The 12,106-nt window shown below is 66.1% G+C and carries 10 protein-coding genes and 1 pseudogene; 1 reads left to right on the top strand and 10 read right to left on the bottom strand.

The annotated features are described in order from the left end of the window. Nucleotides 1-172 precede the first annotated feature (172 nt). The 3 genes from AZG88_RS28330 to AZG88_RS28320 all read right to left on the bottom strand — a co-directional run bounded on the left by AZG88_RS28330 (nucleotide 173) and on the right by AZG88_RS28320 (nucleotide 3,289). Nucleotides 173-1,651: an FUSC family protein gene (locus AZG88_RS28330; protein ID WP_156517647.1), complete on the bottom strand. Its 1,479-nt coding sequence runs from the start codon at nucleotides 1,649-1,651 to the stop codon at nucleotides 173-175. Between the two features lie 312 nt (nucleotides 1,652-1,963). Further along, the gene (locus tag AZG88_RS28325) at nucleotides 1,964-2,752 is read right to left on the bottom strand and encodes an NAD(P)-dependent oxidoreductase (RefSeq protein ID WP_061699809.1); all 789 of its coding nucleotides are present in this window, start codon (nucleotides 2,750-2,752) and stop codon (nucleotides 1,964-1,966) included. A 123-nt stretch (nucleotides 2,753-2,875) separates the two neighbouring features. Beyond that, entirely contained in the window at nucleotides 2,876-3,289 is a 414-nt protein-coding gene (locus AZG88_RS28320) for a carboxymuconolactone decarboxylase family protein (RefSeq protein WP_061043212.1), read from the bottom strand. A 110-nt stretch (nucleotides 3,290-3,399) separates the two neighbouring features. On the opposite strand from AZG88_RS28320, the gene AZG88_RS28315 reads away from it, so the two are divergent. Continuing rightward, nucleotides 3,400-4,017, top strand: a complete 618-nt coding sequence (locus AZG88_RS28315; RefSeq protein ID WP_061043211.1) for a TetR/AcrR family transcriptional regulator — start codon at nucleotides 3,400-3,402, stop codon at nucleotides 4,015-4,017. Nucleotides 4,018-4,103: 86 nt separating this feature from the next. Here the strand turns inward: AZG88_RS28315 and AZG88_RS28310 are convergent, their stop codons facing one another. The 7 genes and pseudogenes from AZG88_RS28310 to AZG88_RS50700 form a co-directional block, all read right to left on the bottom strand. Further along, complete coding sequence (locus tag AZG88_RS28310) at nucleotides 4,104-4,859, bottom strand: glucose 1-dehydrogenase (protein ID WP_061043210.1); 756 nt, start codon at nucleotides 4,857-4,859, stop codon at nucleotides 4,104-4,106. Then, nucleotides 4,856-6,238: an NAD-dependent succinate-semialdehyde dehydrogenase gene (locus tag AZG88_RS28305; RefSeq protein WP_061699808.1), complete on the bottom strand. Its 1,383-nt coding sequence runs from the start codon at nucleotides 6,236-6,238 to the stop codon at nucleotides 4,856-4,858. Before AZG88_RS28305 ends, AZG88_RS28310 begins: the two co-directional genes overlap by 4 nt. 83 nt (nucleotides 6,239-6,321) lie before the next feature. Then, nucleotides 6,322-7,947 (bottom strand): flavin-containing monooxygenase, encoded by a 1,626-nt coding sequence (locus tag AZG88_RS28300; protein WP_061699807.1) that lies wholly within the window; start codon nucleotides 7,945-7,947, stop codon nucleotides 6,322-6,324. Between the two features lie 569 nt (nucleotides 7,948-8,516). Then, nucleotides 8,517-9,899, bottom strand: a complete 1,383-nt coding sequence (locus AZG88_RS28295; RefSeq protein ID WP_231914237.1) for an MFS transporter — start codon at nucleotides 9,897-9,899, stop codon at nucleotides 8,517-8,519. Nucleotides 9,900-10,118: 219 nt separating this feature from the next. Further along, nucleotides 10,119-10,691 (bottom strand): hypothetical protein, encoded by a 573-nt coding sequence (locus AZG88_RS54340; RefSeq protein WP_231914236.1) that lies wholly within the window; start codon nucleotides 10,689-10,691, stop codon nucleotides 10,119-10,121. 12 nt (nucleotides 10,692-10,703) lie between these two features. Then, entirely contained in the window at nucleotides 10,704-11,132 is a 429-nt protein-coding gene (locus AZG88_RS54335) for a hypothetical protein (RefSeq protein WP_231914235.1), read from the bottom strand. Between the two features lie 2 nt (nucleotides 11,133-11,134). Then, nucleotides 11,135-12,106 (bottom strand): annotated as a pseudogene (locus AZG88_RS50700) (site-specific integrase); the annotation flags it as partial.

The following is a 12,106-nucleotide window of genomic DNA, read 5'->3' as shown; positions in this document are numbered from 1 at the left end:
TTAAAGACTCAGGACACTAGGAGGGGACGGACTCGATTCAGGCACTTCTCGTGGGTCGCGACATCACCGGCATCTCAGCCTTCCACTGATCGTCTCCGCGCCCGCCCCTGGGTGAGCTCGGCCGGATGACAAGTGACGGCACTGCCTTCTCCAGGACAGCAGCAAACCTCCATCAAACCCAGGCTTTCGCCAGCGCCGTGTAGCCGTCGACAATCAGTACGTCGTCGGTGTCCTTCAGGGACGTCGGTCGCGGGTCCTCGGCGGCAGCGCGGTCGAGGACGCTGAGGTGGTGGGTGAGTTCGTAGCTGAGTTCGACGCGCGCCCTGCGTCCGGCCGGAGTGAATGCTGTGCCGTCCGCATTGTGGCCCTCGACGGCGGCGATAGCGGTTCCCACCCGGGCGTTTTGGGCGCGGAGGAGACGTTCGGGGAACCGGTAGCTGGTGGCCCAGGTGATGGCCACGGCGATGGCAACTCCGAGGAGGGTGCCGAGCAGCCGATCCATGAGCAGCCCCGAGGGGGTACCGCCCTGGCCGGTGGCTTCGATGGCGAGCAGCGACATAGGGGTCACGAGGATGAGGGCGAGGAAGTAGTTGAACGGGACGAGAAGGTCTTGTCCGATCAAGCAGACGACGATGATCGCCACGACCCACCAGGGGCCGGGGTCGAGGACCACGACGAGCGCGACGACGAAGAGTCCGACGATCGTGCCGACCGCGCGGTGGGCAGCCCGCCGCGTGGTGGCACGGCGACCGGTCCATTGATGCAGCACGAGTGCGGCCGTGAGGATCGCCCAGTAGGGGTGTCCGATGCCCGCCAGTTCGCTGGCGACGCCGGCGACCCCTGCGGCAAGGCCGATTCTCCACGCCGTGAACCAGGCGACCGAGTCCCGGCGCAGGGCATGGGCCAGCAGGAAGGAGAGGCTGGGTCGGCCGAGCAGCAGCGGGGTGTCGGGAGAGAGCGTGCGCACCTGGCCGGAAACGTGGGAACTGTCCAGGACGCCGGCAGCCAGGTCCCGGTTGACGGTGAGGAGTTCGCCTTCGCGGTGGTGATGGCCGCGGCCAGCGGTGGCTGGGTGGGCGGAGTTCAGTGTCAGCCAGGCACGGTTCACGGCGGCATATGCATCTGCTAGGAGTCTGCGTGACCGCTCGGCAGCAGGAGCGATTTCGGATGCGCTCGAGGCGGTGGCGCGGTAGCGCTCGACGGCGCGCCGGGCGTCGGCAATCGCACGGCGCTCCGGGCGGTGCGGGTCGGTGACCAGGGCGAGCAGCGTCAGGCAGCCGGCGAACAGGGCGGCAAAGGCCGTGATTCCGACGATTTTCCATCCGAGATGCGGGTCCATGCCGAAATAGGTGCCGAGGACGGCACCGTAGAACAGAAGAAGGGGACCGGGCCCCCGGGTCAGCAGGAATGCGTGGTAGGCAACGGCGGCGGTCAGGATGAGCAGCACGATCGCCGGGATGGTCGCCCACCGATAGGGGGCGACGATGACGCCGAGGCCCATCGCGACGCTCATCGTCGAGGCGATCAGCAGCCCATTGCGCACCCGCGCCCACAGCGGCCGCTCGGCCTCCCACAGAGCGAGCATCGAGCCGAACAGGGAGATCGCACCCAGCTGTGGTCCGAACAGCAGGCAGGAGACCACCACCGTCACGGAGGAGATGATGCCCGCTTGCAGGGACGGCGATGGTTCCCCGCGCGCCGCGCAAGGCGAAGAAATCAACGAACCAGGGGCGCATGCGGTGACGGGTTGCGCGCAGGGGCAAGAGCACCCGGGAATCCTTTCGAGTTGGACGAGCCGACGTCCTCCGCGAGCAGTCCGGCCCGGCCTCGCGCACCCACGGCGACCCGGCCCGTCGCCTGGTGCGTGCTCGCAAGGCGAGGACGTTGGGCCTTTAGAGGAATGTCATCGACGCCGGGCCGAGCAGTGGTGACGCGGGTACAGTTCCACCGCCCCGCACACGGCTCATACCTGGGGATCGGCGCCGAGCAGCGCTCTCGCCTGAAGGATCGCCTGTTCGACGTCGTCGTCGAGATCTGCGGAGGGCAGTGACCCGAGTTCGCCGCGGAGCAGTCCGACGTCCTTGAGTAGCAGGTCGTACTGGACGTCGACGAGGTTGTCACTCATCCAGCTCTGGCCGGTCGACACGCCGATCACCTCGAAAAGGCCCTTGGCCGGCACCCCGTGTTCGGCTGCGAGGTTGAGCATCCGTGCGGTGGCGGCCAGGTTGTAGGTGGCCAGCGCATTGTTGAGGAGTTTCACCAGGGCCGGTTGCCCGTAGGACTCCATCGAAAAGACGCGGCCGGAGATGTCGGCCAACAGCCGGTCCTCCGCTGGGACGGTGTCAGGTCCGGCGAGGAAGATGGTCATCGAGCCTTGGCGGGCACCCTGGGGGCCACCCGAGACGGGGGCCTCGAAGACGCGCCAGTTGTCCGGGGCCGAAGACATGATCCTCTGGGCGTCCGCGGGCGCGAGCGTGGTGTGGACGAAGACGGTCAGCGGCCGCGCAGTGTGTTCCTGGAGCGCGGTGAACACGGACGAGACTTGGTCCGCCAGCCGCACCGCGACGTGGACGCTGTCAATGGACGGCCAGTCGAGTGCCGCCAGGTCGCTGCCGGCCGGCGACGCGGCCTCTTCCGACCACTCGCGCACGCGTTCGGTGTTGAAGTCGTAGCCGTACACCTCCTGCCCCAGCTGGGCGAGATGTGCGCCGATGTTTCCGCCGATGGGTCCGAGTCCGATTACCAAGTGCATGAGCGTTCCTCGAGTGTGAGAGAGAAGGTTGTGAGAGAAGATGCCGGACCGGCATGGCGAGTCATCGAGCTGTCGGCGGGTTCGGCGGGCGTCACGAGGACGCCGGGACGAGACGAAATCGGCTCAGTCCGTGGGGGACTCCGCGTCGAGACCCCGCTCTGCCATGACCTGCTTGACGAGGGTCAGGCCGTTGAGCACGCGCGGGAACCCGACGTAGGGGATGCACTGGATCAGGGCACCGACGATCTTCTCTTTGGTCAGGCCCACGTTGAACCCGGTGTTGATGTGCAACTTCAACTGGGGTTCGGTGCCCAGGGCGACCAGCGTGGAGATGGTCACCATCGTCTGCTCCTGCTGGGTCAGGCTGGTTCGGGAGTAGATGTCCCCGAAGGCGAAGGAGACGATGTAGTCGGACAGGTCGGCGTCCAGGCTCTTGTAGGACTCCACGAGCTTGACGTGGTCAAAGGTGTTGGTGTGCTCGGGGGAGACGAGCTCCATCATGCGGTCGAGGCCGCGCTGGTAGCGATCTGTGGTCATGGGGATATTCCTCTTCGATTTGCCGGTAGGCGACGAGCGGTAGCCTATAAAACGCTACGTTGCGTATCGATGGTAGCATTTGCCGGCGGACAATTGAAAGGGCGGCCGAAGTGAACATCTCGAAGGCGGGCGACGACGGAACACCCCGGAGTGCAGGATCCGGGCACGACAAGCGGCGCGCCCGGACGCAACGAGCGGTCCTCGACGCCACACGGGAATTGCTCGCGGAGAACGGATTCGGCAACCTGACAGTCGAAGGCGTGGCGGCCCGGTCGGGAGTAGCGAAGACCACGATCTACCGGCGGTACCGGTCCAAGAACGATCTGGCACTGGCTGTCCTGCTGGACATGGTCGATGAGGTGAGCACCCAGCCGTATCGTGCGGACACGTGGTCCGAACTGGTGATCCTGGTCGACCGGACCGTGGAGCTCATGTGCACTTCTCTGATGGGCCTGGTCATGAAGGGCCTGGTGTCGGAGGTCGCTGCGGATCCCGAACTCGCACATGTCTACCGGGACCAGGTGGTGAGCCACCGGTTGGCGGACGTGAGCGCACTGGTGGAACGCGGCATCTCCAGAGGAGAGCTGAGGGCTGACCTCGACCCCGAAATGGTCACCGATCTGTTGCTCGGCCCCATCTATTACCGGTTCTTCCTCAGTGGCGCGCCCATGGACGACGGGTTCGGAAGGCGGCTGGTCACCACACTGCTCCCTTCTTTCGCGGCCTGATCTGGAGCAGCCCAGAACGACCGCAGTGCACCGCTCCTCGGCTGATGCCACCCGAGGAGCGGTGCACTGATCAAGCAAAGCCGCTCCTATTGAGCGATGTAGCCGCCGTCGACGACGACTTCGGACCCGGTCATGAACGACGATTCCTCCGAGGCCAGGAACAGCACCACGGTGGACACCTCCCCCGGCTGGGCCGCGCGGCCCAGGATAGTGGTGCCCAGGAGAGCCTTCTCCCCTTCGGGGTCGGCCAGGATGTCGTTTGTCATCGCCGTCGCAATCACCCCCGGGTGCACAGAGTTCACGCGAATCCCGAACTCTTGCAGGTCCACCGCAGCGGCCTTCGTCAGAGTCCGCACGGCACCCTTCGATGCCTCGTAGGCGGCCGCATTGGGCGCGCCGATGATCCCGTACATCGACGAGATGTTGACGATCGACGGCGCCTTCGACTCTTTCATCGCCGGGATGATCGTCTTGCAACCCAGGTACGTGCCCTTGGCGTTGACCGCGAAGATGCGGTCCCACACGTCTTCCTCGGTGTCCTGCAGTGACTTGAAGGCGAGGATGCCCGCATTGTTCACCAGGATGTCGACGCGTCCGTGGGACTCGACGGCATGGTCGACGACAACCTTCCAGTCGGCCGAACTCGAGACGTCATGCTGCACGAAAGACGCAGTCCCGCCGTCCTTCTCGATCAGCTTGACGGTCTCCCTGCCACCCTCGACGTCGATGTCGGTGACTACGACGGCCGCACCCTCTTCCGCCAACAGCTGGGCGTGCGTGCGCCCCATACCCGTGGCGCCACCGGTCACGACGGCGATTTTGCCTTCAACACGCTTGGTCATTTCGTTCCCTTCGGATTTCGAACCAGCTTCTTGTTGGCGAATTCGTTGAAGCCGAACTTGGCGAGTTCGCGGCCGAACCCCGATCCCTTGACACCGCCGAACGGCAGATCGGGCGAACTCTTGCTGGTGCCGTTGATCCAGACCATGCCGGTCTCGAGCACCGCGGCCACGCGGTCGGCCTTGTCCGGGTCCGACGTGAACACGCTGGACGAGAGGCCGAACGGGGAGTCGTTGGCCAGGTCGATCGCCTCGTCCATCGACCCGACGCGGTACACGACCGCCACCGGACCGAACAACTCCTCACGGAACGCACGCATCTCACGCGTGACGCCCGCCAGGACGGTAGGCGGGTAGTAGGCCCCGGGTCCGGCCGGCCGGCTACCGCCCAGCAGGACGTCGGCACCGTGTGAGATCGCGTCCTGGACAAGCTCGTCCAGTTCCTCGACCCCCGCGTTCGACGCCATCGGTCCGAGCTTCGTGTCGGGGCTGGTCGGGTCGCCGGGCTGCCAGCCGGCCATCCCGTCGACGAATTTCTGCACGAACTCCTCGTACACACGTTCCTCGACGAGGAACCGCTTCGACGCGGTGCACGCCTGCCCGCCGTTACCGAGCCGCCCGACGACCGCGGCGCTCGCCGCCGCCTCGACGTCGGCGTCGTCGAGGACGATGAACGGGTCGGAGCCGCCGAGTTCGAGCACGCATTTCTTCATGTGCCGTCCGGCGACCTCGCCGACGGCGGACCCGGCCTTCTCGGATCCGGTCAGCGACACACCCTGGACACGGGGATCCGCAACGGTATTCGCGACTTGCGCGGAGGAGATGAAGGCGTTGAGGTACACGCCCGCGGGCAACCCGGCCTCGGCGAGTACCCGTTCGATGGCGAGGGCGGACTGCGGGCAGTTCCGCGCGTGCTTGAGGATGATCGTGTTGCCCAGGGCGATGTTCGGGGCGGCGAAACGTGCCACCTGGTAGTAGGGGTAGTTCCACGGCATGACCCCGACGAGCGGGCCGATCGGCTCGGTGCGGACGACGGCCGTGCCGGGCCCCGTGATGTCGAGGGGTTCGTCCGCCGTGTACTCCTCGACATGGTCGGCGTAGAACTGGTAGATCGACGCGACCAGCTCCACCTCGCCCTTGGCCTGCGCGAGGGGCTTGCCCATTTCCGAGGTCAGGAGCTTGGCCAGCTCTTCGGCCTGCTCGCGGTGGATCTCGGCGGCCCGGGTGAGGACGGCGCGGCGCTGCTCCAGCGGCGTGGTGCGCCAGGAGCGGTAGGCCGCCGTGCTGCGGCCGATGAGAGCGTCCAGCTCCGCATCCGAGATCTCCGGGTACTGGGCGATCTGGTCTCCGGTTGCCGGGTCGATGGTGGTGTAGACACCCATGGGTGTTCTCCTGTGTGGTTGAGACGGGGCCGGGTGCCATCGGGTTCGATGGCACCAGGCAGTTCTGGGCTACGGATGCGGACTCAGGCCGGGACGGTGTCGGCCGATGTCAGCTCGAAGCCGCGGTAGTCGTTGGCGGTGACGTCGGTCAGGACGCCGCGGTAGTTGCCGAGCCCGCCCAGGTAGAACAGGACGCTGGGCTCCTTGCCCGGGACGTTCGCGCCGAAGATCCACGAATTCCCCTTCGTGAACAGGGTGGCGTTCGCGATGTCCGTGCAAGTCGCGGTCCATGCGGCCTCGGCCTCCGGCGTGGGCTCGATCGCACGCAGTCCGGTGCGTTCGGCGTAGTCGATGGTGTCGCTGATCCACTCGACCTGGGTCTCGATGCTCGGTGGCAGGTTCGTGAACGGGCCGTTGGGGCCAAGGACCATGAACCAGTTGGGGAAGTTCGCGGTGGAGATGCCCAGGTAGCTGGTCGGCTGTCCGTTCCAGTGGTCGTTGATGTGCAGGCCGTCGCGGCCGCGGATCTCCATCCGCCGGTAGTTGCCATCCACGGCATCGAACCCGGTGGCGAAGACGAGCACGTCCACCTCGTGCAGGACCCCGTCCTCGGTCACCACACCCTTGGCGGTGACCTCGCGGATCGGATTCTCCTTGATGGCAACGGCCTCGACGTTCGGCTGGTTGAAGACCTGGTAATAGCCGTCGTCGCACAGTGGGCGCCGGGCGAACAGGCCCGTCGGCATCAGCTTGCGGGCCGTCTCCGGGTCCTCGATCGTCTCGGCGATCTTGGAACGGATGAAGGACGCGGCGGTCTCGTTGGCCTCCTCGTCCGTGGCAATGTCACCGAAGGTGGCGAACATGAACCGGAAACCGCCGCCGTGCTGCCAGGCCTCCTCGTAGACGCGGCGGCGCTCCTCCTCCGAAACACTCATCGCCGGCACGGTGCTCTCCTCGAAGCCGAAGGCCACCGACGAACCCTTGACCTGCGTCCAGATCCCCTCGTACTCCGCCTTGACCGCATCGATCTGCTCCGCGGTCACGGGACGCTTGCCGACCGGGACGGAGTACTGCGGGGTCCGGACGAAAACGGTGAGGTGCTCGACCTCCGGCGCCAGGGCCGTGATGACCTGCTGGCCGGTGGAGCCGGTGCCGATCACCCCGACGCGGCGGCCCGCGAGGCTCTTGCCCTCCGGCCAGGCGGCGGTGTGGATGGTCTCGCCCTCGAAGGTGTCCAGGCCGGGCAGGTTGGGGAGATTGATGGCGGAGAGCAGTCCGACGGCGTTGATCACATAGGTTGCCCGGTACACGTCACCGGCGCCGGTGGTGACCTCCCACACTCCCTCGTCGTCCAGGTAGATCGCAGATTTGACCTCGGTGCCGAACCGGAAGTGGCGGCGCAGGTCGAAACGGTCGACGACACCCTCGAGGTATTCGAGGATCTCGGGCTGGGTGATGTAGGTGCTCTTCCAGGTGCCGTCCTGCAGCAGGTCGCGGTCAAAGGAGAAGCGGTAAAGGTGACTCTCCGTGTCGGAGAGGGCGCCCGGGTAGCGGTTCCAGTACCAGGTGCCGCCGGGACCGTCCGCCTTGTCGAAACCGACCGTGGTGAGGCCGAGTTCGTGGTGCAGCTTGTGGACGGCGTAGATGCCGCCGAAGCCGGCGCCGATGACAACGGCGTCAACGGTGCGCAAAGAGGTCTGGGCAGACATGGCGAACTCCTGTGTCGTTCAGATGCAGAGGAAGAAGATGCGGGGAAAGAGAGAGGGATGTGGCGGCACCACGCGCGCGGCACCACCACGGGTCTTACTTGGTGGTTTCGGACCAGGTCGGTTGATGCCTCATCCGTGTCCTGTGTCCTATCTTCCGCGGCCGCCTCGATGTGATGGCCGCCACGGCGTCTAGATCAAAGATAGAAGAAGGTTCCAACACCGCTGCGTTCCAATGTGAAACACCTTTCGCCAACTTTGGGACCGAGAAGGGCGCTCCAAGGCCTGTTGGCCTGGCGTTGACCAAGGCCTCCCCGGTCTATTTCCTGGTCCTCGCTGACCCGCACCAAGCAACCGAGCGCGAGACCTCAATTCTGGTATCGGCCGCACCACCCTGTCCTCGAGACTGCCGGTCCTGAAAATTGATGCCGCGGAACGAATGATCGCTGCCGGTCCGTGACCTCGGGCAATCCGGCTATCCCTGTGTGAGACGGCCCCGCCGTCCGAGCCTCGATCCGCGAACAGCCCCCGCGGTCCACCGCGGGGGCTGTTCATCAGGGAGCCGTGACGGACTAACTCATCGTTGCGTCTGCAGGCCGTTTGGAAAGGTCAGAATGTTCAGGCGAGCTCAATTGACCGGTCAGCTCTGCAGTTCTCGGACCGCCGAGCAATTCTGCGGGAGTCTTCGACGTCTCGCGCATACCGACAACCGCGATCGCACCGATTCCGGTGGCAATCGCACCGAAGAACGCCACCGGAAGCCAGCCCGACGGGCCCGTGCTCAGGAGCAGGGCGGCGATCAGCGGAGCGAATCCTGCAAGGAGGTTACCGAGCTGGTTGCTGACGGCCATTCCCGTGAATCGGACGGGTGCGGGGAATTGCTCGGCGAAGAACGACGTCCACACGCCGTTGTAGCAGCTGAAGAACACTGACATGTTGACGAACGCGAAGATCGCGATCAGCAGGATATTTGTTGTGGAGATCGCCCACAGGTACGCGAAGATACTGAGCGCACCGCCGACGGCACCGATCAGCATCGTTCGCTTCCGGCCGATCACGTCGGAGAGGTAGCCGGCTGCAGGGATGGTGATAATCGACAACGCTATTGCCCCGGAGATGATGGCGAGCATCGCGCCACGATCCACCCCGACCGAGGTGGCATACGACAGGCTGAACACGGCGAACAAGGTTTGCATCGACGCCATCAGCGATGCTCCGGCGACACGGATCACGTCGCGCCAGTGATACTTGATCACGTCGTTCAGCGGCCGCTTCCGGACTTCGCTTCCCTCTTTCGCTTCGGTGAACGCCGGAGTTTCGTCCAGATGGCTGCGCACGTAATAGGTGATGACGACGACTACGGCGCTGAGCCAGAAGGGAATTCGCCAGCCCCAGGTGTAGAGCGCGTCGTGGGGCAGCATCGCGACCGGGAGAAACACGACGGTGGCCAGTGAGCAGCCGACCGCGTAGCCGACCATCACGAAACTGGTGAAGAATCCCCGGCGTCCGACCGGGGAATGCTCCACGGTCAACGTCGACGCTCCCGCCGATTCGGCTCCGGCGGAGAACCCTTGAACGACGCGGAGAGCGACGAGGAGTACCGGTGCGAGAAGGCCGACCTGCTCATATGTCGGAAGGCACCCGATGGCAAAGGACGCGACGCCCATCATCACGACGGTGGCCAGCATGACGCGTTTACGGCCGAGCCGGTCGCCGAAGTGCCCCATCACCACCGCGCCGACGGGGCGGGCCACGTACCCCACGGCGAAGGTGGCGAATGATGCGATGAGCGCAACCGTAGGGTTGCCAGCCGGAAAGAACAGCACGTTGAAGACCAGAGCGGCCGCGGCGCCGTACACGAAGAAGTCGTAGTACTCCAGCGCACTGCCGAGGAGCGCCGCTGTCGCCGCACGGCGGGGAGTCATCGCAGGCGGCGACGATGCTGTACTTGTCATTTGATTCTCCTGGAAAGGGTGGTAGCAGAGCAAAGGGTCCGCGGGCGTTGTGACCCTCGGCAGCGGTGGAGCGCCAATGTGATGGCCGCCACGGTGCGTGAATCAAAGGTAGAGGCAGGTTCCAGCCCGCCTGTGTTCCAATGTGGAACAACCCTGCAGTTCATCGATCGGCGTCCGCCCCGCCTCACGAAGATCCCCTGCGTCGGGACCAGTACTCCGTCAGTCGATTTCGGTGCGGTCGAGGATGGCGAGCAGGTCGGCGAGAAGTTTGTCGGCTTCGTCGTCGATGCCGTCGAGGATGTCGGTGACGGTCTCGAGGCGGGTGTGGGCGTTGCGGCGGGCGACGATGCCGCGGTCGTAGTAGTCCTGGTCGACATCGACCGCGACCGGGGCCACCGCGTTCTCGTGTAACAGCGTGGGCGTCCTGGCCGGAGGCCGCTTGTGTACGGGTGCTTGCCCAGTCAGGTGCGCCCGAACCTGGCCGGCGACGGAGTGTCCGGTCAGCGGAGTCGGGGCGAAGGGGGTGTGGCCCCACCTGTCGATGGGTGTGAGCAGCGGCCGTCCGTCGCGACGCGCGTTGGCTGCGAAGGCCGCTAGCTCCGCACCTTTGTCGAGGCGGCCAGCGAGGAGTTGGGTGCTCGGGTACCGGTCCAGAAAGCCGAGCACCTCCACCCAATTCCAATACACGGCGGTGGGGTCGACGCCGGATTCTGTGGTGACGCGAACCCAGCCCTCCTCCCCTGCCCTGAGAACGAGCGTGTCGCGCTCGGCGGTGATGTCGCTGCGCCGCATTCGGGCGATCTCCTAGAAACTCAACCCCGCTGCCGCCAGGGATAGCAGGAGAGCGTCGCGTCGGCCGAACAACCCGCCAGGCCACCCGGTGACCGGAATTCGTGGCAGCACCTGCGCCACCCGCTTCCCGACCTGGGCCAGCCGGTCGGCGCGCGCGTTGTTGACCAGCTGCCGGATCGTCTCCGCGCGGCCCGGCGCCGGCAAGCCGGCGGTGGTGTGGACGGTGTTGATCGCGGTGACCCGGCGACGCTGCGTTCCGTCGGCCGCCGGATGGTCGGCGAGGAACTCCGCCAGCACACTCGGCTGTGTCGGCAGTACTCGGTGATCGCAGGCCTGGCACCAGTCGACGAACAACGCCCAGTCGTGCCTGTACCGCCTGGGCACCACCGGCGGTGGGCACTCACTCAGTCCTGGTGGGGTGCTGCCGAGGTCGACGTACACGCTCAGAGCCCGATCTCGGTGACGGCGTTCCACCAGTGGGGCGTGTTCGCGGGCGTAAAGCTCCACGGTCGCGGGGTTGGTGTGGCCGGTCTGGCGCATGATCGCGTGCGCGTCGGCGCCGTTGCGGAAGGCCTGGGTGACGAACCCGGCCCGCAGCGAGTGTCCGCCGAGTTGGGCAACAATGCTGCCGTCGTAGCCGGCGGCCTGGGCGCGGCGTCGGATCGACGCATGCACCGCCGCACCCGATAACGCGGTGTCGGAGAGGTTGCCGTTCTTGGCGATCGCCCGGAACAACGGGGCCCGAGCTCGCATGCGCGGCAACGCCGATCGGCAGACATGGTGCTCGAACGGCTGGGCGGTGCGCAGCAACCGGATCAGCCCTGGTCGGCCGGCCATGTCGAATGCGGCGACGACCTGCGCCCACCGAACATACGCGCACGGTGGGCATGTGTGGTGGTTGGTGGTGAACGGCAACGCCCGCACCGTGCCGGTGCCCTCTTGGTCGGTCTTCGACCGCCGCAACCGCACATGCACCCCGTCCAGGCGGTGCACGGTCACGTCCCCGCAGTGCAGTGCGACGAGGTCGCTGCGCCGGAACGCCCCGGCGAATCCCATCAATAGCAGCGCGCTGTCGCGGCGTTCGTGGACCTCGGTGGCCCAGCCGGTAACAGCCTGCCGGGCGGATTGCACGATGGTGACGATGTCCGAGGTCAGCAACGGGGCCCGGGGATTGCGGGGTCGGTCGCCGTTGGTGGCGTAGGTGCGGCGAATCCCGGTCAGGGTGGAGGTCACCAGGGCCTCGGTGCAGGGGTTTCGCAGGTTCGCGGTGCGCTGGTAGTGGCCGATCACCGATACCCACCGGTTCAACGTCGTCGGTGAGTATGCCTTCTCCCCTGCGCCGGGGAGGGTGTCGGCGGCGTCGACCAGATACGCGGCCACGATCGCCGGGTGCGTCGGCAACGACGGGTGGCCGT

It is taken from the genome of Rhodococcus sp. LB1 (assembly GCF_001583455.1).
Classification (GTDB): domain Bacteria; phylum Actinomycetota; class Actinomycetes; order Mycobacteriales; family Mycobacteriaceae; genus Rhodococcus_F; species Rhodococcus_F opacus.
The sequence above is the reverse complement of the archived record's forward strand: the minus strand, read 5'-3'. Positions and strand labels throughout refer to the sequence as shown.

Excerpts from the sequence above, each read along its gene's own strand:
- AZG88_RS28320 (WP_061043212.1), bottom strand. The coding sequence starts at position 3,289 with ATGACCACAGATCGCTACCAGCGCGGCCTCGACCGCATGATGGAGCTC.
- AZG88_RS28305 (WP_061699808.1), bottom strand. The coding sequence starts at position 6,238 with ATGGGTGTCTACACCACCATCGACCCGGCAACCGGAGACCAGATCGCC.
- AZG88_RS28300 (WP_061699807.1), bottom strand. The coding sequence starts at position 7,947 with ATGTCTGCCCAGACCTCTTTGCGCACCGTTGACGCCGTTGTCATCGGC.
- AZG88_RS28295 (WP_231914237.1), bottom strand. The coding sequence starts at position 9,899 with ATGACAAGTACAGCATCGTCGCCGCCTGCGATGACTCCCCGCCGTGCG.
- AZG88_RS28310 (WP_061043210.1), bottom strand. The coding sequence starts at position 4,859 with ATGACCAAGCGTGTTGAAGGCAAAATCGCCGTCGTGACCGGTGGCGCC.
- AZG88_RS28325 (WP_061699809.1), bottom strand. The coding sequence starts at position 2,752 with ATGCACTTGGTAATCGGACTCGGACCCATCGGCGGAAACATCGGCGCA.
- AZG88_RS54340 (WP_231914236.1), bottom strand. The coding sequence starts at position 10,691 with ATGCGGCGCAGCGACATCACCGCCGAGCGCGACACGCTCGTTCTCAGG.